This is a genomic window from Pseudomonadales bacterium (genome assembly GCA_024234215.1).
In the GTDB taxonomy this organism is placed as follows: domain Bacteria; phylum Pseudomonadota; class Gammaproteobacteria; order Pseudomonadales; family UBA5862; genus JACKOQ01.
This window is the reverse complement of the sequence record JACKOQ010000005.1, coordinates 72,257-94,528: the sequence shown is the minus strand read 5'-3', so window position 1 is coordinate 94,528 and position 22,272 is coordinate 72,257. Positions and strand designations below refer to the sequence as shown.

General features: G+C 62.7%; 16 protein-coding genes and 1 pseudogene. 9 read left to right on the top strand and 8 right to left on the bottom strand.

Going from position 1 to position 22,272, the window contains the following annotated elements; translation table 11 throughout:
• Nucleotides 1-34: 34 nt before the first annotated feature.
• Nucleotides 35-1,426, bottom strand: coding sequence for a Si-specific NAD(P)(+) transhydrogenase (sthA, locus tag H7A13_09975; GenBank protein MCP5333662.1), 1,392 nt, complete (start codon nucleotides 1,424-1,426; stop codon nucleotides 35-37).
• Between the two features lie 264 nt (nucleotides 1,427-1,690).
• Between sthA and H7A13_09970 the strand changes: the two genes are divergently transcribed.
• Together H7A13_09970 and H7A13_09965 are read left to right on the top strand one after the other, a co-directional pair.
• Nucleotides 1,691-3,625, top strand: coding sequence for an NAD(P)/FAD-dependent oxidoreductase (locus H7A13_09970; GenBank protein MCP5333661.1), 1,935 nt, complete (start codon nucleotides 1,691-1,693; stop codon nucleotides 3,623-3,625).
• 77 nt (nucleotides 3,626-3,702) lie between these two features.
• Nucleotides 3,703-4,497, top strand: coding sequence for an SDR family oxidoreductase (locus H7A13_09965; GenBank protein MCP5333660.1), 795 nt, complete (start codon nucleotides 3,703-3,705; stop codon nucleotides 4,495-4,497).
• Nucleotides 4,498-4,506: 9 nt separating this feature from the next.
• On the opposite strand, the gene H7A13_09960 is transcribed toward H7A13_09965, so the two are convergent.
• Nucleotides 4,507-5,166, bottom strand: a complete 660-nt coding sequence (locus H7A13_09960) for a hypothetical protein (protein MCP5333659.1) — start codon at nucleotides 5,164-5,166, stop codon at nucleotides 4,507-4,509.
• Between the two features lie 176 nt (nucleotides 5,167-5,342).
• Here H7A13_09960 and H7A13_09955 point away from each other — a divergent pair, with 176 nt between their 5' ends.
• Nucleotides 5,343-7,067, top strand: coding sequence for a cation:proton antiporter (locus tag H7A13_09955; GenBank protein ID MCP5333658.1), 1,725 nt, complete (start codon nucleotides 5,343-5,345; stop codon nucleotides 7,065-7,067).
• A gap of 46 nt (nucleotides 7,068-7,113) precedes the next feature.
• A complete protein-coding gene (locus H7A13_09950) occupies nucleotides 7,114-9,828 on the top strand; it encodes an HAD-IC family P-type ATPase (protein MCP5333657.1) in 2,715 nt (904 codons plus the stop codon).
• Nucleotides 9,829-9,863: 35 nt separating this feature from the next.
• On the opposite strand, the gene H7A13_09945 is transcribed toward H7A13_09950, so the two are convergent.
• Nucleotides 9,864-11,294 carry an RtcB family protein gene (locus H7A13_09945; GenBank protein ID MCP5333656.1) on the bottom strand — a complete coding sequence of 477 codons (1,431 nt, stop codon included), beginning with the start codon at nucleotides 11,292-11,294 and terminating at the stop codon, nucleotides 9,864-9,866.
• A 133-nt stretch (nucleotides 11,295-11,427) separates the two neighbouring features.
• Here H7A13_09945 and H7A13_09940 point away from each other — a divergent pair, with 133 nt between their 5' ends.
• Complete coding sequence (locus H7A13_09940; GenBank protein ID MCP5333655.1) at nucleotides 11,428-11,877, top strand: CBS domain-containing protein; 450 nt, start codon at nucleotides 11,428-11,430, stop codon at nucleotides 11,875-11,877.
• 10 nt (nucleotides 11,878-11,887) lie between these two features.
• Here H7A13_09940 and H7A13_09935 read toward each other — a convergent pair whose 3' ends face one another.
• Nucleotides 11,888-12,340, bottom strand: a complete 453-nt coding sequence (locus tag H7A13_09935) for an archease (GenBank protein MCP5333654.1) — start codon at nucleotides 12,338-12,340, stop codon at nucleotides 11,888-11,890.
• 112 nt (nucleotides 12,341-12,452) lie between these two features.
• Here H7A13_09935 and H7A13_09930 point away from each other — a divergent pair.
• Nucleotides 12,453-12,605 (top strand): annotated as a pseudogene (locus tag H7A13_09930) (transposase).
• A 2-nt stretch (nucleotides 12,606-12,607) separates the two neighbouring features.
• Here the strand turns inward: H7A13_09930 and H7A13_09925 are convergent.
• From H7A13_09925 to H7A13_09915, 3 genes are all read right to left on the bottom strand, one after another.
• On the bottom strand, nucleotides 12,608-13,327 hold the full coding sequence (locus H7A13_09925; protein MCP5333653.1) for a hypothetical protein: 720 nt from the start codon (nucleotides 13,325-13,327) through the stop codon (nucleotides 12,608-12,610).
• Between the two features lie 928 nt (nucleotides 13,328-14,255).
• Nucleotides 14,256-15,362 carry a transaldolase gene (gene tal / locus H7A13_09920; protein ID MCP5333652.1) on the bottom strand — a complete coding sequence of 369 codons (1,107 nt, stop codon included), beginning with the start codon at nucleotides 15,360-15,362 and terminating at the stop codon, nucleotides 14,256-14,258.
• Between the two features lie 69 nt (nucleotides 15,363-15,431).
• Nucleotides 15,432-16,568 (bottom strand): acyl-CoA dehydrogenase family protein, encoded by a 1,137-nt coding sequence (locus H7A13_09915; GenBank protein MCP5333651.1) that lies wholly within the window; start codon nucleotides 16,566-16,568, stop codon nucleotides 15,432-15,434.
• 260 nt (nucleotides 16,569-16,828) lie between these two features.
• Here H7A13_09915 and H7A13_09910 point away from each other — a divergent pair, with 260 nt between their 5' ends.
• From H7A13_09910 to H7A13_09900, 3 genes are all read left to right on the top strand, one after another.
• A complete protein-coding gene (locus tag H7A13_09910) occupies nucleotides 16,829-18,496 on the top strand; it encodes a nitrite/sulfite reductase (GenBank protein ID MCP5333650.1) in 1,668 nt (555 codons plus the stop codon).
• Nucleotides 18,477-18,974, top strand: a complete 498-nt coding sequence (locus H7A13_09905) for a DUF934 domain-containing protein (protein MCP5333649.1) — start codon at nucleotides 18,477-18,479, stop codon at nucleotides 18,972-18,974. The genes H7A13_09910 and H7A13_09905 overlap by 20 nt, the downstream gene beginning before the upstream one ends.
• 180 nt (nucleotides 18,975-19,154) lie before the next feature.
• Entirely contained in the window at nucleotides 19,155-19,772 is a 618-nt protein-coding gene (locus H7A13_09900; protein MCP5333648.1) for a glutathione S-transferase family protein, read from the top strand.
• 50 nt (nucleotides 19,773-19,822) lie between these two features.
• On the opposite strand, the gene H7A13_09895 is transcribed toward H7A13_09900, so the two are convergent.
• Nucleotides 19,823-22,132, bottom strand: a complete 2,310-nt coding sequence (locus H7A13_09895) for a hypothetical protein (protein ID MCP5333647.1) — start codon at nucleotides 22,130-22,132, stop codon at nucleotides 19,823-19,825.
• Nucleotides 22,133-22,272: the final 140 nt, after the last annotated feature.

Sequence of the window (22,272 nt, the reverse complement as noted above, 5' to 3'; positions counted from 1 at the left end):
GTGCGTACATGTCGACTCGCGACCATGTTGCAACTCATGCCAGCCGATTGAGGCCATTCAAGGCGGCCACACGGTAAGCCTCGGCCATCGTCGGATAGTTGAAGGTGGTGTCGACGAAATAGTTGATGCTGTTGGCCTTGCCGTCCTGACGCATGATCGCCTGACCAATGTGGATGATCTCGGCAGCGCGGTCGCCAAAACAGTGGACACCGAGAATCTCCAGAGTCTCGGTGTGGAACAGGATCTTCAGCATGCCGACCTCTTCACCGGCAATTTGCGCGCGTGCCATGCTCTTGAAGAAGGCGCGGCCAACCTCGTAAGGCACCCTGTCAGCGGTCAGTTCGCGCTCGGTGCGGCCAATCGAGCTGATTTCAGGAATGGTGTAGATGCCGGTGGCGACGTCATCGATGTGGTGAAACTGGCCATTGGCGAGCAGATGGTTGGCCACGGCGCGTCCTTGGTCATGCGCGGCGCTGGCAAGACTGGGCCAGCCAATCACATCCCCTGCGGCATAGATGTGTTCCACATCGGTCTGATAGTTGCCGTTGACGGCGATTCGCCCGCGGGTATCGGGCGTCAGACCGATCTTTTCCAATCCAAGCCCAACCGTATTGCCGCTGCGACCATTGCACCAGAGCAAGGCATCGCCTTTGATCTTCTTGCCGGATTTGAGGTAGAGATAGACCCGCTGCGAGTCGGCTTCGATCCGTTCATACTCTTCGTTCAGGCGAATCAGCACGCCATTGTTACTGAGGTGATAACTCAGGGCATCGGAGATTTCATCATCGAGAAACGACAGAATTTCGTCATGCTGATCGACCAGGTTCACCTGCACACCAAGCCCGGCCAGAATCGAGGCATATTCACAGCCGACGATGCCCGCGCCATAGATGATGATCGTTCTCGGGGTGTGTTCGAGATGCAAAATGGTGTCGCTGTCGTAGATGCGCGGATGATCGAAATCGACACCCGTCGGCCGATAGGGCCGTGATCCGGTGGCGATGACGAAATGGCGGGCCTTCAGCACCTCGTTGGTGTGTCCTTCGCTCTGCACGACGAGGGTGTGCGCGTCGACGAACTTGGCGTGGCCTGAAAAGAGCGAGATTCGGTTACGGCTGTAGAACTGGGTGCGCAACTGCACCTGTTTGGCAATGACCGATTCGGCCCGTTTCAGCACCTGCGGAAACGAGAACCAGCGCGGTTCTCCGACGTCACGGAACAGTGGATTGCTGTTGAACTCGCTGATCTGCTTGACGACATGGCGCAACGCCTTGGAGGGAATGGTGCCCAAATGGGTGCAGGCACCACCGACGGCACCGCGGTCTTCCACCACCGCCACCCGCTTGCCATGCTTGGCGGCATTGATTGCGGCGCCCTCGCCGGCAGGCCCTGTTCCTATGACGACCACATCAAACTCACGTGCCATTTTTCGCTCCCGATCAGACAGCCAGAAACATTACCCGAAACCTTGATCAAATTCTAATGCAAAACTTTTGATCTGTCTTTCAATTATTTGTTAAACATCGATATATTTATTTTTTCCATGTGCGCGCATTGGCCATCTCGGCGCCCTGCCCTGTCGCTCCTTGATGGAGCGCGCATTCAAAGTGCCAAGCAAAAAGCGGTAGCATGACCCTTCTTCATTACCATAGTCGAAGATCATTCACAGAACTCCCGGAGGTACAACGCAATGGCGAAGATGAGCTTCAACGAATGGCCGGCCATCACGGCGGATGATGCCACCATCAAGGCGGCACTCGAAGAGGCCAACATCCCTGCCCTGATGGCCGCGCTGGCGCATCTGACTGGCAGCACCGCCATCCTGCGCGGCGACATTCAACCCAACAACAACATCTTTCGTGATCCGCAAAGCGGCATTGCGCCCGAACAGCAGGCGAAGGCGCGAGCGATGGCCTTCGAGATCATCACCGCCTACCGCGATGCCGGCAGCAGGCTGCCGCCGGTTCCTGACGAAAACAGTGTCCGCGAGATGATGCACTACCTGATCGGTCAGGAGATCTCGCCCGACTATGTTCAGTTTCTGATGAGCGAACTGGCACTCAACGGCGAGGATCCCTACAGCCAGGCCGGCATCAATGCCCTGCCCCAGAGGCTCAAGAGCCAGTTCAAGGTGGCGGTCATCGGCGCCGGCATGTCGGGCATTCTGGCGGGCATCCGACTGAAAGAGGCGGGAATTCCCTACGTCATCTTCGAGAAAAATGGCGATGTCGGCGGCACCTGGTACGAAAACACCTACCCCGGCTGCCGGGTCGACAGCCCCAATCACAGCTACTCCTACTCCTTTGCCCCCAACGACTGGCCGCAATACTTCTCGTCGCAGGCCGTGCTGCGGGACTACTTCGACCGCTGCGCGACCGAGTACGGCATTCGGGACGCCATCCACTTCAACACCGAGGTGGTGTCGGCCGAGTTCGACGAAACCAGCAAGATCTGGAGGCTGCATCTAAACAGCCGCGACGCGGGCCCGCGGACGCTGGAGTTCAACGCCATCATCAGCGCAGTCGGCCAGCTCAACCGCCCCAAATTTCCTGACATCGAGGGCCGTGATCGCTTCAAGGGCATCGCGTTCCATTCAGCGCAGTGGCAGCACCAGCATGATCTGCGCGGCAAGCGCATCGCGGTCATCGGCACCGGCGCCAGCGCCTTTCAGTTCGTGCCCGAAATCGCCAGGACGGCCAGCGAGGTGCTGATCTTTCAACGCACGCCACCCTGGCTCAGTCCGCGCGACAACTACCATGATCACATCCCGGAAGGAAAGCACTGGCTGCTCAACAACCTGCCCTTCTATACCAAGTGGTTTCGCTTTCTGATGTTCTGGCAGACCTCCGAAGGGCTGCTGAAGGCGGTCAAGTGCGACCCGGACTGGCATGGCCACCCCAATTCGGTCAGCGCGGAGCACGATCAACTGCGACAGATGCTGACCCATTACCTCACCCAGATGGTCGGCGATGACCCGGCACTGCTGGCGAAGGTGATTCCTGACTATCCACCAGCCGGCAAGCGGATGTGCGTGGACAATGGCACCTGGATTCGCGCGCTCAAGCGCGACAATGTCCAGCTCTTCACCGATGGCATCGGTGAAATCACCGAAACCGGCCTGACCACCCGTGATGGCCAGCATCGTGCGGTGGACGTCATCATTTATGGCACCGGCTTCAAGGCCAGCCGCCTGCTGTGGCCGATGCAGATCATCGGGCGTGGCGGCGTCGAACTGCAACAGCAGTGGAATGACGATCCACACGCCTACCTCGGCATCACGGTGCCAGGCTACCCCAACCTCTTCTGCCTCTATGGCCCCAACACCAACATCGTCGTCAACGGCAGCATCATCTTCTTCTCCGAGAGCGAGATGCGCTACATCATGCTGGCGTTGCAGCAGCTGCTCGAACGGAACCAGCGCACGATCGAGTGCAAGCAGTCGGTGCATGATGCCTACAACGACTGGATCGACGCCGGCAACCAGCAGATGGCCTGGGGTTCACCCAGGGTGCAGAGCTGGTACAAGAACAGCCAGGGGCGGGTGACGCAGAACTGGCCCTATACCCTGCTGGAGTTCTGGCGCCGCACCCGCACCCTCAACCCGGATGATTACCAGTTCGGCTGAGTCGAACGGTGCGCCTGCAGGACTGCCGGCGCGCCTGAGCAATCGGCAATATGGCAACAACAGACAGGAGATGGGACATGGAGCTTGGATTGACTGCAAAGCAGGCCTTGGTGACTGGCTCGACCGCCGGCATCGGCTTCGCCACCGCACGGTCACTGCTGCGCGAGGGTGCGCAGGTGACCCTCAATGGCCGGACGCAGGCGCGGGTCGATGCTGCACTGGCGCAGCTGCGCGCCGAGTTCCCAGCGGCCAGCGTCAGCGGCATTGCCGCCGACCTCAGCAGTGCCGAGGGTTGTCAGCGAATGATCGAGCAACTGCCCGAGGTCGACCTGCTGGTCAACAACCTCGGCATTTTCGAGCCCAAGCCCTTCGAGCAGATCGGCGATGAGGATTGGCTGCGCTTTTTTCAGACCAATGTGATGAGTGGCGTTCGTCTGGCCCGACACTATGTCGGCGGCATGCGAGCGCGCAACTGGGGCCGGATCATCTTCGTCTCCAGCGAGTCGGCGTTGCAGATTCCAACCGAAACCATCCATTACGGCATGACCAAGACCGCACAGCTGGCGGTCTCGCGCGGCTTGGCCGAGACCCTCACCGGCACTGGCGTCACCGTCAACAGTGTGCTGCCCGGGCCCACCGCCTCCGAAGGGGTGACCCGTTTCATCGATCAGATGATCAAGAGCCATGGCATCGACGCCGCCACCGCCGAGCGGGAGTTCTTCAGGAGCGCCCGCCCCTCTTCGGTGCTGCAACGCTTCACCACGCCTGATGAAGTCGCGGCCATGATCACCTACCTTTGCAGTGCTCTGGCGTCGGGCACCACCGGTGCGGCACTGCGGGTCGATGGCGGCGTGGTGCGGGCCATTGCCTGATGGGCCACCTCATGCGCCCTGCCCCAGCTCCTGTGCAGCGCGGGCCCCACGACGGTGGAAATAGAGGTAGACCATCGCGCTCAAGATCGCGGCAAAGAAACACCAGACCGAGATGAACCAGAGCCTGTAGAACAGATAGGCGGCGATGCAGGAGAGCAGCAGCACGAAACCGAGCACTTCCACCATCCGGTGGGTCGAAAACAGCAGGCTGACACAGGTTGCCACCAGGTAGGCGCCCATGGGGAGCAGTGCGTAGTCGTGAAACGAGCCGTACAAGATATGTCCACCCACCAGCTTGGCCTGCAGCGGAAACCGGATCAGGACGTAGAGCAGGTAGAGGGCGGCCGCCACACCGGCCCAAACGAATGCGAGATTGATTTTGCGGCGCGCCGGTTCAGGCTCCAGCAACAGCATTGCCAGGGGCACGTAGATCGGCCACAGCAGATGAGAGAACAGCGAGTAGAGCAGTGTCAGCAGCTGGGTTGCAGGGGGTGCATCGAATTGCAGGCCGAGCCAGATGCCACCTTCCATCAGTTGCTGCACCCCGAACAGCAGGGGGATCGAGGCAAAGGGCAATTCGACCCGGCGCGACACCTTGTTCAGAGTGGTCGCACCCACCACGAGCAGCGAGGCGCCGACCAGAAAGCTTGCCGAGGCGGAAAAGCACATGGGGTTCGTCTCATTCAGGGGTGTCGCCGAGGCCGGATGCAGGCTCGCGCAAGAGTGCATAATAGATCAGGTTGTTGGCAGCGCGGCGCAATGTGCTGTTTTGCAGTTTCGAAAGAAAAAAGGGCGGAGTCGGGTTTCGATGACGAGAAACAGGCACTGCGACGCCAGTGCATGCCATGCCTGCGGAGGTCATCATTCATACGACATTTGGTGAGATTGCCACCCTGTTGGCGCTGGCCGCCGGCATCGGGATGCTGGGCGCCGCGCTACGCCAGCCGCTGATCGTCAGCTTCATTGCCGTTGGTCTGATCGCAGGCCCCTCGGGGCTGGATGTGGTGCATTCGGATGCGCAGATCGACCTGCTCGCCGAACTTGGCATCGCCATGCTGCTGTTTCTGGTCGGCATCAAGCTCGACACCAAGCTGATGCGCTCCCTGGGACCAGTGGCCCTGCTGACCGGCCTGGGCCAGGTGATCTTCACCCTGGGCTTGGGTTATCTGATCGGGCTCGGCCTGGGGTTCGATCCGATCACCAGTCTCTATGTGGCGCTGGCGCTGGCGTTCTCGTCGACCATCATCATCGTCAAGCTGCTCTCCGACAAACGCGAAATCGACGCGCTGCATGGCCAGATCGCGCTCGGTTTTCTGATCGTGCAGGATCTGGTGGTGATCGCGGCGATGATCGCAGTGTCGGCGATCGGCATCGGCGCCGTCGAAGGCCATGGCGGGGGCGATGTCATCAGCGTGCTGCTCTCCGGGCTGGCGCTGGTGGCACTGGTGGCACTGTTCGTGCGCCATGTCGCCACCCCGCTGACCGAGTGGCTCGCGCACGCGCCGGAACTGCTGGTGATCTTCGCCATCGCCCAGACCGCGATCTTCGCGGCGATCGGCGATTTCGTCGGGCTCGGCAAGGAGGTGGGTGGCCTGCTGGCAGGCATCTCATTGGCCTCGACCCCCTATCGAGAAACCATGGCGGCACGTCTGGCACCGCTGCGCGATTTTCTGCTGCTGTTCTTCTTCATCTCACTGGGCGCCAGGCTCGACCTCTCGCTGCTCGGCGCACATCTGACCGAAGCGCTCCTCTTTTCGCTGTTCGTGCTGCTTGGCAAGCCACTGATCGTACTCATCATCATGGGCGCCATGGGCTATCGCAAACGCACCGGCGCTCTTGCCGGCATCGCCATGGCCCAGATCAGCGAGTTCTCATTGATCTTCGTCGCCATGGGGGTCACGCTCGGCCACATCGAACAGGAGACATTCGGCTTGGTGACCCTGGTCGGGCTGGTGACCATCGCCCTTTCCACCTACATGATCACCTACTCCCACCAGCTCTACGCCTGGTGCGAACCGCTGCTCGCCCCCTTCGAGCGTCTGGAAACCATTCGTGAGCGGACGCAGCCGGCCAGTCAGTTGCACAACCCGCCTTCGGTGATCATTTTCGGTCTGGGGCGCTTTGGCGCGGCGATCGCAATGCGCCTGCATCGGCACGACCTGCCCGTGCTGGGCATCGACTTCAATCCGCAGGCGGTTCGACGCTGCAACGGTTTTGGCATCGACACCCGCTACGGTGATGCAACCGATTCTGAACTGATTGCCGACCTGCCGCTGGCCGAGGCCCAGTGGCTGGTCTCCACCACGCCGAACCATGCCGCCGGCCTCACCCACGACGACACGCGAATCATCCTGATCCAACTGGCACGCAGTGCCGGCTTCGCTGGGCGCATCGCGGTCACCTCCCACAGCGGCGAAGAGAGCGAAACCCTGCTGGCGATGGGGGCCGATCTGGTGATCGAACCCTTCCAGGACGCTGCCGACCGCGCGGTCGAACTGCTGAGCGGTGCCAGGCTGGAGGAGCGCATCGAGATTCCACCGATCGAAACCGAGCAGCAGCCGATACCCTGAACCGGATCGAGGACAGCCCAATCGCCCCGCGACCAAGGAGCAGCCGATGATGACTCCCGATGAAGGACCACCCTGCCACGCCCTGACTGCCGCGCAGGTGCTCGCACATTGGCAAACCACCGCGGCGGGTCTGGACAACACTGACGCCGAGCAGCGTCGCGCGCAGCACGGCTCCAACCGCCTGCCGGCGCCGCCCCGGCGTCACCCGCTGCTGCGCTTTCTGGCACACTTCAACAACGTATTGATCCATGTGCTGCTGGGCGCCGCGGTGGTCACCGCGCTGCTGGCGCACTGGGTGGACACCGGTGTGATCCTCGCGGTGGTGGTGATCAATGCCGTCATCGGCTTTGTTCAGGAGGGCCGCGCAGAGCAGGCGATGGCGGCGATCCGCGACATGCTGGCGCCGCGCGCGGCGGTGCTGCGCGACGGCCGACGCCAGAGCCTCGATGCCAGCGAACTGGTGCCGGGCGATATCGTGCTGGTGGAGGCCGGTGATCGGGTGCCGGCCGATCTGCGTCTGCTCGAAGCGCGGGGCTTGAGGGTGGAAGAAGCGATTCTCACCGGAGAATCCGTACCGGTGGACAAGGGCAGCGCGCCGTGCGCACCAGAGGCCGCGCTCGGCGATCGCAGCTCGATGCTGTTCGGCGGCACCTTGGTCGCCGCCGGGATCGGCCGCGGCATCGTGGTCGCAACCGGCACCCACACCGAGATCGGCCGCATCAGCGGCCTGCTCTCCACGGTCGAGACCCTGACTACGCCGCTGGTGCAGCAGATGGACGCTTTCGCGAGCTGGCTGACGCTGTTCATCCTGCTGCTGGCGGCCAGCCTGCTGGTGTACGGCCATTTCGTCGGTCACCTGCCCTTTGCCGAACTGTTCATGGTGGTGGTCGGCCTGTCGGTCGCAGCCATCCCCGAGGGTCTGCCGGCGGTGCTCACCATCACCCTGGCGGTCGGTGTGCGGGCGATGGCGCGGCGCCATGCCATCGTGCGCCGCCTGCCGGCGATCGAGACACTCGGTTCGGTGTCGGTGATCTGCTCGGACAAGACCGGCACGCTGACTCGCAACGAGATGGTGGCCACCGCAGTGGCCGCTGCCGGGCAGCTCTACGAGGTCGACGGCGACGGCTATGCACCCGAGGGGACGGTGTCGCGGGGGCAATCCGCGGTGCTGGCGAGCGAGCATCCGGTGCTGCTCGAGGCTGCCCGCATCATGGCGCTGTGCAACGATGCGGCGCTGCACCAATCCAGTGATGGCTGGCGCGCCGAGGGCGATCCGATGGAGGCCGCACTGCTGGCACTGGCCGGCAAACTCAGCGGCGAGGGTGCCCGGCCGTTCGCCGACTGGACCCGCACCGACGCCATCCCCTTCGATGCCGCTCACCGCTACATGGCGGTGCTGGTGCACGACCACGAAGGCCGCGCCCGCATCGATGTGAAGGGCGCTCCCGAAGCGGTGCTGGCGCTCTGCGCTGATCAGCTCGGCGCCGATGGTCACCCGGCGGCGCTCGATACCGGCCACTGGCACGCGCAGGTCGAACGGCTGGCCGGCGCCGGCCAGCGGGTGCTGGCACTGGCCGTGCGTACCCTGCCCCAGGCGCACACCGTGCTCAACACCATCGACCTCGAAGGGCGGCTGACACTGGTCGGCCTGGTCGGGCTGATCGACCCGCCCCGGCCAGAGGCGATTGCAGCGGTGGCCGAGTGCCATGCCGCCGGCATCCGGGTGAAGATGATCACCGGCGACCACGCCGCCACGGCGCGGGCCATCGCCGCCCAGATCGGCCTGCGCAACAGCGAGCGGGTGCTGACCGGCGCCGAGCTGGATGGTCTGGACGACACCGCGCTGGCCGCTGCCGCAGTCGAGACCGACGTCTTCGCCCGCACCTCGCCGGAACACAAGCTGCGCCTGGTCACCGCGCTGCAGACGCGCGGGCTGACCGTGGCCATGACCGGCGACGGCGTCAACGACGCCCCCGCCCTCAAACGCGCCGATGCCGGCATCGCCATGGGCCAGAAAGGCAGCGCAGCGGCCCGGGAGGCGGCCGAATTGGTGCTGGCCGACGACAACTTCGCCACCATCGCCGCCGCCGTGCGTGAGGGCCGTACCGTCTACGACAACATCAAAAAAGTGATCAGCTGGACGCTGCCGACCAACGCCGGTGAGGCGGCGACCATCGTGCTGGCGCTGCTCGCCGGGCTGACGTTGCCGATCACGGCGGTGCAGATCCTCTGGATCAACCTCATCACCGCCATCACGCTGGGCCTGGCGCTCGCCTTCGAACCGAGCGAGCCCGGCACCATGCGCCGGCCACCACGCCCGCGTGACCAGCCGCTGCTGACCGGCGAGTTGATCTGGCACATCGTGCTGATTGCGGTGCTGTTTCTCGCGGCCGTTTTCGGCATTCAACACTATGCAATGACCCGTGGCTATCCAGTGCCGCTTGCCCAGACCCTGGCGCTCAACACGCTGGTGGTGCTGGAGATCTTTCATCTGTTCTTTATCCGCAACCTTCACGGCAGCTCGCTGACCTGGGCTGCGGCGCGGGGTACGCCGGTGGTCTGGGCCTGCGTGGTCCTGGTGGCTGCGGCGCAGTTCGCCATCACCTACCTGCCGTCGCTGCAGCGCATATTCGGCACCCAGCCGGTGCTGTTCACCGACGGGATGTTGATCGTGGCCATCGGTGTGCTGTTCTTTGTCATCATCGAAGTCGAAAAGCAGATGCGCCTGGCATTGCGTGCAGCAGCCACGGCTGACCGGTGAGCCGCGATCGAGCTGGATGCGCATACCGCGGTCGACTATCCCTTGATGCAGACCAGTGGTTCCAGCCGCGCCACGCAGCGGGCCAGACCCGCGCTGTCGGCTGCCTGCACCACGGCAGTGACATCCTTGTAGGCCCCGGGCGCCTCTTCGGCGATGCCGCGCGGTGATGGACTGCGGATCAGAATGCCGCGCGCGGCCAGCTCATCCTGCACTGCACGTCCGCGCCAGCGCCGTGTCGCCGCATTGCGGCTCATCGCGCGGCCGGCACCGTGACAGGCCGAACCCAAGGCGCGCTGCATGCTTTCTTCACAGCCAGCGAGTACATAGGAGGCCGTGCCCATGCTGCCGCCGATCAGCACCGGCTGGCCGGCATCGCGCAGCTCCGGCGGCAACTCGGGATGCCCCGGGCCGAACGCGCGTGTCGCCCCCTTGCGATGCACATGGAGCTCACAGGCCGCCCCATCGATCTGGTGCGTCTCGAGCTTGCAGGTGTTGTGCGAGACGTCATAGAGCAGCGGCAGCGTTGAGCCCTCGAACAGCTGGCCGAACACGCCACGGGTCAGGTGGGTGAGGATCTGGCGGTTGGCCAGCGCGCAGTTGATCGCCGCGCGCATCGCACCGAGATAGCGCTGGCCCAGATCCGAGAGGATGGGCGCACAGGCCAGCTCGCGGTCCGGCAGCGTGATGCCGTGACGCGGTGCCGCCTCGACCATCTCCCGCAGGAATTCGGTGCCGATCTGATGGCCGAGTCCGCGTGAACCGCAGTGGATGCTGACGACGACCTCATCCAGGCGCAGGCCAAAGGCTGCGGCGAGGTCGGCATCGACAATCCCGGCGACACGCTGCACCTCGAGATAGTGGTTGCCGGAACCGAGCGTGCCGATCTCGTCACGCTGCCGATGCTTGGCGCGATCGGAGACACACTCCGGCGCCGCATCCGCCATGCAGCCATGCTGCTCGATCCGTTGCAGATCCTCGGTGCCGCCGTAGCCCTGCTCGACCGCCCAGTGCGCGCCGCCGCGCAGCATCGCCTCCATGCCTTGGGCATCGAGCCTGATCTGCCCGGTGCTGCCAAGCCCGGCCGGTATCGTCTGATAGAGCCGATCGGCCAGTGCGCTCTGCTGCGCGAGCACGCTGCTCACTGGCAAGCCAGTCAGCAGCAGCCGCACGCCGCAGGAGATGTCGAAGCCGACACCACCAGCCGAGACCACGCCACCCTGCCGCGGATCAAAAGCCGCGACCCCGCCGATCGGAAAACCATAGCCCCAGTGCGCGTCCGGCATCGCATAGGCCGCCTGCACGATGCCGGGCAGCCGGGCGACATTGCACAACTGCTCGCCGACCTTGTCATCCATCGCCTGCAGCAGTGCTTCGCTGGCGTAGATCACCGCCGGCACCCGCATGCCGTCACGTGCCGGCAGACGCCAGGCGGTGTCGTTGATTCGCTCGAAACCTTGCAGTTCCATCATTGCCTCCACTGCCGCACTGTGCTCTATTCAGCATCAGCCATCCGGCAACTGGCTGATGCAGGTCAAGGGCTTATGGCCCCACTTTGCCAGAATGGCACCATCACCATCAGGGGTCGAAGGAGGGAGTGTCATGCTTGTCGGTGAATATTGTCATCGTGAAGTCGTCGCCATTCCACGCCAGACTGGCATCAGCGAGGCGGCACGGCTGATGCGTCAGCACCATGTCGGCAGCCTCGTCATCGTCGATGAGAATGATGGCCGGCGGCAGCCGGTCGGCATCGTCACCGACCGCGATCTGGTCATCGAGGTGCTCGCCCAGGATGTGCCCATCGAGCAGTTGACGCTCGAGGACATCATGCGCAGCCCGCTCGAAACCGCCTGGGAGGATGACAGCGTGCTCGACACATTGCAGCGCATGCGCCGGCTCGGCGTTCGCCGCCTTCCGGTCATTGACGCCCGCGGCAGTCTGAGCGGCATTCTGGCGGTCGATGATCTGCTCGACCTGATCTCGACCTCGCTCAGCGACATCGTCAGCCTGGTCGCCAACGAAATCCGCACCGAAGAGCAGCAGCGGCCGTAAGGCTCGCGCTTCAGACATCGACCACGCACTGCGCCGCCCAGAGGCCGGGCGGCTGCTCACGCACCGCCAGTGCCGTCAGCGTCGCGCCCTTGACCTCGACCGCCGGCTGGTGGCGAGCACGGTCGACCGCTTCACCCCAGGCCGTCGCCGCCAGCCGGTCACCGTCGATCCGCACCTCGAAGCGCGCGAACAGCATCTGCTGGCTCGCCATCTCAAAAATCAGTGCGTTGAGCCAGTCGACGAGCAGCAGCTCCGGATCCGGGGCCCGGCAGAGGATCGACACCGCGTGCAGCGGTCGCACCTGCTCTGGCGTGGTGATCACCGCGGTCAGCGCCAGCGCGATCTGCTCGAAAGATTGCGCCAGACTGCTGCCGTAGCCACGCAGACCGATGTCGGCCATGTGCTCGAAGTGTTCCCAGCGCGGCACTGCGTGCTGGCTGCTGGAGTGCGGGCTTTTTTTCATCGGTTATGGCCGCGTCCCGCGAAATGGTGTAACAGTAAAAGCGTTGTTCGCCGATGACCAAGACAGGATGCCGCTTTCCGAGCGGCTTGAGAAGGCCGATGCCAATAGCATCGTGCGTTACGACTGGCTCGGCCACCACCTATTCGAGTCGATCGCCGAGGTCGAGGATTACGCGACCAACTGGCTCCGGCTCTACAATCACGAGCGCCCCAACATGGCCTTGGGCGGGATCACCCCAAAACAGCGGCTGGCCATGGCCGCATAACTCTACTTCTGGAAGCCAATAAAAATGGGGGGACTGCCCCTGCCCATGCCTGCCCATGCCCGGGAAACCGTGGCCTGTCCCCGATTCTCCTGTGTCCCCGATTCTCCCTGCTTCTGCGCCAAAGTGCGGGCTCGCTCTTCGCTGTATCCCGCCTGTTCCAACGCCTGTTGCACCTGATGCGTTCGAGGTGCTCGCAGCGGCGCGCTTGCCGGGTCAGGTATGCCTCCAGCAGCCCCTCCAAAAATCACAGCATGACCGGATCTCCGGGCCTTTTGGATTAGCTTCGTGCCAGCGTCACCGCTCAGATCGAGCGTCGAGTCGGCAATCAATACGAGCTTTTCTCTCTGGGATGCCATCGCGTTCCACGCGTCGGCACCAGAAACGACAAGCCAGCGGCCGGCAACATCTGCGCGAGTCTCGTCGTCCAGAGCGGCTAGGTACGCAGAGACGAAGTCGACTACTTGATCAGGAAAGTGCGTAGCGAGCTTAAGTTGAACCAATGTCCCTGAAACCATCTCCTTGAGTTTTGCGCACGCATCTTCCCGACCCGACAGAAACAGCTGTGGGGTTAGCGGCGGCGGTTCACCGATACTGCTCACCAAATTCCAACGCTGCTCTGGTGTCTCAAGTTGTTGAACCGGCAACCCAATCGTCTGCCCAAGCCAAAGCTCGACTGGCGGAAACTGATGAAGCCAGTCGACCAGCTTCGTTCCATCGATCACTCGAACATCTCGCCACTCGCGCTTTGCGCGACGCTCTTCAAGCCACGCGCCCTGCGCATCTTCTTTCTAAGTGTGCGGCCAGTCTCTCCGACCAGACAATGGCGTTATGAACACGAAGGTGGACTCGAGCCGGACCGCTTCGGGCAATGTTGAAAAGAGTTTGCTGTAGTCGGCCGTAGCCTTATCCGCCGCCTTTAGCCCGGCTCCTATCTCCCAAAAAGAGCGGCCCTCAGGTACGAATGGATCGAACGCTAGATCTACATGCAAGAGTCCGTCAGGTCCGTGCTGACCGATGCTGTCGCCTAGCGGAAACCGGCGCTCTTTGGGCTGGGGAGACGAAGCCGCGACCAAACGCTAGACAAGCTCAACTATTACCCCCTGAGCGTCTTTCGCGTTGCCGCGGACCCACTCGTCGAGCTGATTCTCTGTGATGATCACGCTGTCATCTCCTTGAGCGGTGGGTTTGCGAGGATGCAGTCGGTCTATCCGGGCGATGGTCGTTATGGAAGCTGCCATCCTGGACGATCTGACCTGAATCGATGCCGTGAATGGCAATGCTCATGTGTGCCAAGCTGTGTAGTGACTCTCTTGTCCGTCGATCGAGATGTCGGCCTGGTCTTGTCGCCGTTGGCGTGCCGTGGATGAGTTCCGTCGACTGCATGAACATCGGACGAGCTGAAAACGGGTCGTGCAGAATTGAAGACAGACTACGGCTGCGCACGCCATGCCGCGAGTGTTCATCGCGCCAGCCATACTCCATGAAATGCCTGGCAACACATCCACGTGTGGAATGGGGCGGCAAGGCTCGATGCAAAATTTTGGTGAAAACTCCAGCAGCACGTCGGATGCTCTGGACCATCCTTCGAGCCAACACGATATGGCCAGCAATGGGATGCCTCATATCGCGCCCCAATGGCAGAAAACATCATCACCCGCCGCAGCGCGCCGCCAGTGCCGCCAGCAGGCGGTCGTGGGCCTCGACGAACTTGAGCACCCCCTCCTGCTCCAGTTGCTCCGCCACCTGCTCCAGATCGATGCCGAGTCGCGTCAGCGCCGCCACCAACGCTTGCGCCGGCGGTTCATCCTGATCGATGCGAACGGCCGGCTGGCCATGGTCGCGGTAGGCGGCCAAGGTCGCCGGCGGCAGGGTGTTGACGGTCTCCGGGCCAATCAGCGCCTCGACATATTTGATGTCGGCATAGGCCGGATCCTTGGTCGAGGTGGAGGCCCACAGCAGCCGTTGTGGTTGCGCACCGGCGGCGGCCAGCCGCTGCCAGCGGGGGGAATTCCGCCACTGCTGGTAGTGGCGGTAGGCCAGTCGGGCCAGCGCAATGGCGCTCTCTCCACGCCACTGCGTCGCCTCGGGTTCGCTGGCGGCCAGCCGGTCGAGTTGTGGATCGACCAGCGTGTCGATGCGACTGATGAAGAAGCTGGCCGCCGAGGCGACGCCGGTCAGCGGCAACCCCTGCTGCTGGCGCTGTTCGAGGCCGGCGGTGAAGGCGTCGAGCACCGCCCGATAGCGCTCCAGACCGAACAGCAGCGTGACATTGACGTTGATGCCTTCGGCAATCAACTGGCGAATGGCCGGCAGCCCGGCTCGGGTGGCGGGCACCTTGATCATCAGATTGGGTGCGTCGATCTCATGCCAGAGCTGCCGCGCCTGTTGCAGGGTTGCCGTGCTGTCATGGGCCAGATGGGGTGAAACTTCGAGGCTGACATAGCCATCGGCCGCCGCCGTCTGCCGATAGAGCGGCAGGAAGGCCGCTGCCGCCAGCGAAACATCCTCGACCACCAGCGCATGGTAGAGCTGCTCGGCGGTGACCGGCTCGCGCAGTCGGGCCGCGATGGCTGCGTCATAGTCATGGTGCCGGGTGATCGCCTCCTCGAAGATCGATGGGTTGGAGGTGATGCCGCCCAGGGCCGAGCTTTCGATCAGTCGTGCCAGCTCACCGGAGGTGATCAGTTCGCGGCGGATGTAGTCGAACCAGGGGCTCTGGCCCAGTGCACGCAGCTGTTGCAGGGGGTTGTCGCTCATCTCACTTCACCTCGGGTCGTCGGTCAGCGGGCCCCGCATGGACGGTGCTCCATGCGGGGCACTTCGGCATCAAAGGGTGCGGGCGATGATCTCCTTCATCACCTCGTTGCTGCCGCCATAGATGCGCGACACCCGTGAATCGGCAAACTGCCGGGCAATCGGGAACTCCCACATGTAGCCGAAACCGCCATGCATCTGCAGGCACTGGTCGATGACGCGGTTCTGCAGTTCGGTGCTCCACCACTTGAGCTTGGCGGCGGTCACGGCGTCCAGCTGCCGGTTGACGTGCAGTTCGATGCAGTGGTTGAGAAAGCTGCGGCCGATGGTGATCTCGGTGGCCATCTCCGCCAGTTTGAAGCGGTTGTACTGGAAGTCGGCGACCGACTTGCCGAACACCTTGCGCTCCTTGGTGTATTCCAGCGTCCGCTCCAGGGCCACCTCGGCCGAGGAGATGGCGCCGGCACCGATGGTGAGCCGCTCTTGCGGCAGTTCGGTCATCAGGTAGCCGAACCCCTTGCCGGCTTCACCCAGCAGGTTCTCCTTGGGCACCCGCATGTCCTGGAAGAAGAGTTCCGAAGTGTCCTGCGCCTTCATGCCGATCTTGTCGAGGTTGCGTCCCTTGACGAAGCCGGGGGTGTTGGCTTCGACCAGCAGCAGGCTGACGCCCTTGGCGCCCAGCGTGGGGTCGGTCTTGCAGACCAGGATCAGCAGGTCGCAGTGCTGGCCGTTGGTGATGAAGGTCTTGGAGCCATTCACCACGTAGTGGTCACCATCGAGGATCGCCGTGGTGCGGATGCTCTGCAGATCGGAACCGGCACCCGGTTCGGTCATGGCAATGGCGCCGACCATCTCGCCGCTGGCCAGCTTGGGCAGGTAGCGCATCTTCTGCTCTTCACTGATGCTGTGCTTGAGGATGTAGGGCGCGACGATGTCGGAGTGCACACCAAAGCCGAGGCCGGAGAGTGAACGGCGCGACACCTCTTCGACCGCGATCAGCGTATAGCGGAAGTCGACCCCGGAGCCGCCATACTGCTCGGGCAGGGTGTAGCAGAGAAAGCCGTTCTGACCCGCCTTGGTCCAGATGGCACGGTCGACCTGCCCTTTTTTTTCCCACTCGGCGTGGTAGGGCACGGCCTCGGTATCGAGAAACTTGGCGAATGCTGCACGAAAGGCGTGATGCTCATCGCTCCATGTGATCTGACTCATGTCGACTCCGGTTCATTGTCCAGTGAATTGATGGGGGTAACACGCCTTGTGCTCGAGCTGGTGCAGGTTTCCCTTGCCAGTTCACTCGGTTCAGCGCGCCGATATTGTGTCATGCCCGCTGCAGCAGGTCAGCCTGCTGTGGCGGGTGATCTCCCCACCGAAATGGCGTTTTTGCCGGGGCGCCTTCCCTGTTATCCTTGCGGGCTTGCTTTTGGGCTAGAAGAAAACACCGATCCGATCGACCTGCTGAATCTTGCACCATGTACATCTACGACCACTATGATCAGCAACTGGTGAACGAGCGGGTTCGCCAGTTCCGTCGCCAGACCGAACGCTACCTCGATGGCGCATTGAACGACGACCAGTTCCGCCCGCTGCGGCTGCAGAACGGGCTTTACATCCAGCGGGTGGCGCCGATGTTGCGCATCGCCATCCCCTACGGTCTGCTCAGCTCGACCCAGTTGCGCAAGCTGGCCACCATCTGCCGCCACTACGACAAGGGCTATGGCCACTTCACCACCCGGCAGAATCTGCAACTCAACTGGCCCGAACTCGAGGATGTGCCCGATATTCTGGCCGAACTGGCCACGGTGCAGATGCATGCGATCCAGACCAGCGGCAACTGCATCCGCAATGTCACCAGCGACCAGTTCGCCGGCATCGCGCCCGACGAGGTCGTCGATCCGCGTCCCTACTGTGAGCTGATCCGGCAGTGGTCCACCTTCCACCCCGAATTCGCCTACCTGCCGCGCAAGTTCAAGATTGCGGTCAATGGCGCGAAATCCGACCGCGCCGCCATCGCGGTGCATGACATCGGCGTGCAGCTCGATCGCAATGCGCAGGGCGAGGTGGTTTGTCAGATCTGGGTCGGTGGTGGCCTTGGCCGCACGCCGGTCATCGGCACGCTGATTCGCGATCAGCTGCCGGAACGGCATCTGCTGGGCTACCTCGAAGCCATCCTGCGGGTCTACAACATGCTGGGACGGCGCGACAACAAGTACAAGGCGCGCATCAAGATTCTGGTCAAGGCACTCGGCGCCGAGGAGTTCACCCGCCTGGTCGAGGCGCAGTGGAACGGGCTGCGCGACGGCGCCATCACGCTGACGCGCGAGGAGATCGAGCGGGTGCAGGGCTTCTTCACTCCGCCAGCCTATGCAGCGCTGGCCGATCGCAGTGCCGAGCTGGCGGCCCTGGCAGCTCGCCAGCCGGCTTTCGGCCGCTGGCTGGAGCACAATGTCATGCCGCACAAGCAGCCCGGCTATGCGGCGGTGACGCTGTCGCTTAAACGGACCGGCATTGCACCGGGCGACCTCGATGATTGGCAGATGGAGGCGGTGGCCGACCTGGCCGACCGCTTCAGCTTCGGCGAGCTGCGCGTCAGCCACGAACAGAACCTGATTCTCGCCGACGTGCGCCAGAGCGAACTCGAACAGCTCTGGCAGCAGCTCGAGGCGCTGCATCTGGCCACCCCCAACATCGGCACGCTGAACGACATCATCTGCTGCCCCGGCGGCGACTTCTGCTCGCTGGCCAACGCCAAGTCGATTCCGATCGCCGAAGCGATCCAGCGCCGTTTCGACGACATCGAGCAGCTCTATGCACTGGGCCGGATCGATCTGAACATCTCCGGCTGCATGAATGCCTGCGGCCACCACCATGTCGGTCACATCGGCATTCTCGGTGTCGACAAAAAAGGGGCGGAGTACTATCAGATTTCACTCGGCGGCTCCGCTGGCGAAGGCGAAGAGGCGGCGCTCGGCGACGTGATGGGCCCCTCTTTCTCGCAGCAGCAGATCCCTGACGTCATCGAGAAGATCGTCAAGGTCTATGTCGAACAGCGCACGACGGGTGAGAAGTTCATCGACACCTACCGCCGCGTCGGTCTTGAACCCTTCAAGGAGCAGGTCTATGGCCCAGCCAGTCATTAAGCATCGAGCGCTCTGCCAGGATCAGTGGCAACTGCTGCGTGATGGCGATGCCGTACCGGCACAGGGTCAGCTGATCGTTTCGCTCGAATGCTGGCAGACGCAACGGCAGGCGCTGCTGGAGCGTGGTTCGCCACTGGGCATCTGGCTCGGTTGCGATCAGCCGCCCGAGCTGATTGCCGCCGACCTGCCCCACTTCGCCTTGATTGCGATCCACTTTCCGACCTTCACCGATGGGCGCGGCTACTCCTATGCCCGTCTGCTGCGCGACCACTACCGCTATTCCGGCGAACTGCGCGCCCTGGGTGATATCGGGCTGGACCAGATCTATTTTCTCGGTCGTTGCGGCTTTGACTCACTGGTTCTTCCAGAGAGCCTCGATCCCGACAGTGCGCTGGCCGCCTTTGATGACTTCACTGCCCCCTATCAGGGCGCCAGCGATGACCCGCAGCCGCTGTTTCGCCGCCATCAACGAAGATGACAACTCAATAACTCTATAAAACATTGAGTTGAGCGTTTTTTTGATGCATGAGAAGAGCTGATTTCTGCAGTGATGCGACCATGACCCCATGGCCACCGCAGTTGACTGCCGACTTGTGGCCGAATGGGCTATCGGCAACAATCCACCTGCCGAGAATCACAATAACAGGAGAAGATGAAGATGAAACTCTACTCGTCGATGGGTCCAAATCCGCGGCTGGTCCGACTGTTCATGGCCGAAAAAGGGCTCAACATTGAGACCGTGCCGGTCGATCTGTTGGCCGGAGAGAACCGCAAGGAGCCCTTTTTGAACAAGAATCCGGCAGGTCAACTGCCGGCACTCGAACTGGACGATGGCACTGTCATCAGCGAAACCGTGGCCATCTGCGAATATCTCGAAGAGCTGCAACCGCAACCGGCACTGATCGGCAGCAGCGCCCAGGAGCGCGCCGAAACCCGCATGTGGACCCGCCGCATCGACCTGAAGATCTGTGAACCGCTGGGCAGCGGTTTTCGCTTTGCCGAAGGGGCCAGATTGTTCGAGTCGCGGATGCGGATCATCCCCGAAGCGGCACCGGGGCTGAAAGCCGTGGCCCAGGATGGACTCAAATGGCTGGATGGCCAGATGGCCGGCAAGGAGTTCGTCTGCGGCAAGCGGCTGACGCTGGCTGACCTGATGCTCTTTGCCTTCATCGACTTCGGTCGTGGCGTCGGACAGAACATCGATCCGGGCTGCACCCAGTTGCTGGCTTGGTATGAGCGCATGAAGCAGCGCCCCAGCGCAGCCGCCACTGCCTGATGCCATCACGGGCTGCCCGGTGAGCAGAGATCACCGGGCAGCCATTCACCTCATGACGGTTGCGCCTGCCCTTCCGGCCGAGCCGGCACCATGAAGCGTCCAGGTTGCAGCAACGGCAACAGCAGCAGCAGATAGATCAGTAGTTGTACCCGCGGCGCGTCGATCATGCCGTTGAAGATCCCGGCACTCAGCACTCCGCACAGCGACAGCATCGGTGCGGCGTGGAACAGCTCCCCTGCCCCGACCAACCTGCTGGCGCGGATGATCGAGACCATCATCAGCAGGCCGAACAGACCCACCCCGATCCCACCCAGTTCGAAGTAGAGATGCGGCAGCAGGCTCTCGATGTGCCAATGCTGGTGGTTGAAGTCGTAGAAGCCGAACCAGCGGTCGATGCCGCGCTCGAAATCGCCATTGCTGAGCAGTTCCCGGCCCGATGCATCCTTCAGCGAGAGGTTGTCGATGTCGAGAAAGGTCTGCGGAATCAAATTGAAACGGTATTCACGCCGGTTGCTGAACAGCAGGAACAGCGGTGCCTTGATCTGATTGCGCCAGCTGCCGAGAAACTCGTTGTCGACCGTGAACTGCAGGTGTTGCCACTGCCCGGGTGTGCCCTTGACGATTTCGCCCCTGTCCCAGCAGAGCGGATTGTACTCGGAGGGCTCGATCAGCCTGCGGTGGCAGATGCGCAGTGACAGCGCAGCCTCGGGGTCGGCCGTTCTGACATCGAGACTGAGCAGATAGCGCTCTGCCGGCTTCATGTCGATGGCCTGACCAAGCCGCAGATCGTGGGCCCCGGCAAAGGTCAGATAGTTTTCGTGTCCCGTTTCGTGTTGAAACCAGAAGGTGCCGACGGCCTTCTGGTTGGCAATCTCCTCCTGCCAGTAGTAGGAGGCTGGAAACCGCCCGACCCCGACGCCCAGCAGTCGAGTCAGAACATCGTTGCCCATCAGGCCGAGCGAAGTGCGCACATGCTGGATGCGTTCAGACAGATCATCCAGCGATGAAGAGAAACGGCTCTCCATCCGATAGCCGAAGATCGACGGTACCATCAATGCCAGCGTCAGGCTGACTGCAAGCAGCAGGGAGAATTGCCGTGGCGCCGAGAGATATGGCTTCCAGCGCTGCATCAGAACGGCCCCGAGAATGACCACGATCGTGGTCGCTGCCGCTGCCATCGTCCAGGCGAACATCGGCGTATTGCTGACCCATTTGCTGGTCAGCATGGCGTGGACGATGAGTGCCGTGGCGCTGCCCAGAATCAGGCCAGACAGTGCAAGTCCGACCATCCAGTGCAAACGGGCCGATTGTCCCCACAGCAGGGCCGCACCCGAAAATGCCGCCAGTGCGGCACAGGTCGCCAGAAAGCCACCATGACGCTGCAAGAGCATGCTCGTCAGCAGCAACAGCAGCAGGCAGAGAAAGGTGAGTGGAAACTGGATGCGCGGATAGCGCGATCCGGCATGGCTGGCGATCCAGAGGCCCGCCACCACGAATAGGGTGAGCACTCCCAGATAGAGCCCACGCGAGAAGGTCACCAGAGCCACGTAGAGCAGTCCGAAGAAGGCCATCGCCGCCACGGCCCTCGGCAGCGCTCGCGATTCATGGAGAATGTGAATCGCCACCAGCGGCAAGGCGCAGAGCAGATAGCCATCGATGGCGGCACCGCCCACATGCATGTCGAAGAACAGCGCGGTGGCGCGACTGGTGGTATGGAAATCGAGCAGACTGCCCAGCAGTGCCCAGTGATTCTGGTAGAAAAACAGATTTTCCAGTACACCGCGCTCCCACAGTACCACCAGCAGCACACCCATTCCGCCCAAGGTCGTGCCACGCAGAAACAGCAGCCGTGAGGCGCGGTCAAAACCGCTCTGCCAGCGCCACAGCCACGCCAGCAGCAACGCCCACAAGAAGCCCTTGCCGCTGCGCAGGCTGTTGAGCGGGCTGTAGTAATTCGCTGTACTGTTGTGGTCCAGCGATGGGGGGGGCCAAAGTCCACGCAGGACACCGAAAATGAAGAGCAGCAGAAACAGGCTCAGCAGAAGCAGAACCCTCAGCGGTGGCCAGCCGACCCTGACGGGCGCTCTTTGCCCCACGAGCAGAATCCCGGCCAGCGTGGCCAGCACCAAGGCATCGAATTCATCGAAAAAGAGCCGGCCACTCCAAGGCGCAAGGCAGAGCAGCGGCAACAACGCAGGAACCACCAGCAGCCAGGCACGCGGATATCTGTGCAGCAGCAGCAGATAGCTGCCATAGAGGAGCGCAAGTTCAGGACGCAGCAGTGGAAAGCGGTAGACGAACCAGCCGATCGGCAGAAGCAGCACAACGGCCAGACTCTTCTGGATCAGCAATCTGAGCATGGGTGAAGGATTCTGCGGTGCCGTCAGTGGGGCGCTCAGTTCGAGGGTTTCAGAACCGAAGCTGATCTGATCGGCTGGATCAATGGATCGGAGGCGCCTGGTGAGCCCGCAAACCCGTGTCGGCAGTGACAAGGCGGCCC

Bases quoted from the DNA above. Each gene is read 5' to 3' on its own strand.
- sthA (MCP5333662.1), bottom strand. From the start codon at position 1,426: ATGGCACGTGAGTTTGATGTGGTCGTCATAGGAACAGGGCCTGCCGGC.
- H7A13_09970 (MCP5333661.1), top strand. From the start codon at position 1,691: ATGGCGAAGATGAGCTTCAACGAATGGCCGGCCATCACGGCGGATGAT.
- H7A13_09965 (MCP5333660.1), top strand. From the start codon at position 3,703: ATGGAGCTTGGATTGACTGCAAAGCAGGCCTTGGTGACTGGCTCGACC.
- H7A13_09960 (MCP5333659.1), bottom strand. From the start codon at position 5,166: ATGTGCTTTTCCGCCTCGGCAAGCTTTCTGGTCGGCGCCTCGCTGCTC.
- H7A13_09955 (MCP5333658.1), top strand. From the start codon at position 5,343: ATGCCTGCGGAGGTCATCATTCATACGACATTTGGTGAGATTGCCACC.
- H7A13_09950 (MCP5333657.1), top strand. From the start codon at position 7,114: ATGATGACTCCCGATGAAGGACCACCCTGCCACGCCCTGACTGCCGCG.
- H7A13_09945 (MCP5333656.1), bottom strand. From the start codon at position 11,294: ATGGAACTGCAAGGTTTCGAGCGAATCAACGACACCGCCTGGCGTCTG.
- H7A13_09940 (MCP5333655.1), top strand. From the start codon at position 11,428: ATGCTTGTCGGTGAATATTGTCATCGTGAAGTCGTCGCCATTCCACGC.
- H7A13_09935 (MCP5333654.1), bottom strand. From the start codon at position 12,340: ATGAAAAAAAGCCCGCACTCCAGCAGCCAGCACGCAGTGCCGCGCTGG.
- tal (MCP5333652.1), bottom strand. From the start codon at position 15,362: ATGAGCGACAACCCCCTGCAACAGCTGCGTGCACTGGGCCAGAGCCCC.
- H7A13_09915 (MCP5333651.1), bottom strand. From the start codon at position 16,568: ATGAGTCAGATCACATGGAGCGATGAGCATCACGCCTTTCGTGCAGCA.
- H7A13_09910 (MCP5333650.1), top strand. From the start codon at position 16,829: ATGTACATCTACGACCACTATGATCAGCAACTGGTGAACGAGCGGGTT.
- H7A13_09905 (MCP5333649.1), top strand. From the start codon at position 18,477: ATGGCCCAGCCAGTCATTAAGCATCGAGCGCTCTGCCAGGATCAGTGG.
- H7A13_09900 (MCP5333648.1), top strand. From the start codon at position 19,155: ATGAAACTCTACTCGTCGATGGGTCCAAATCCGCGGCTGGTCCGACTG.
- H7A13_09895 (MCP5333647.1), bottom strand. From the start codon at position 22,132: ATGCTCAGATTGCTGATCCAGAAGAGTCTGGCCGTTGTGCTGCTTCTG.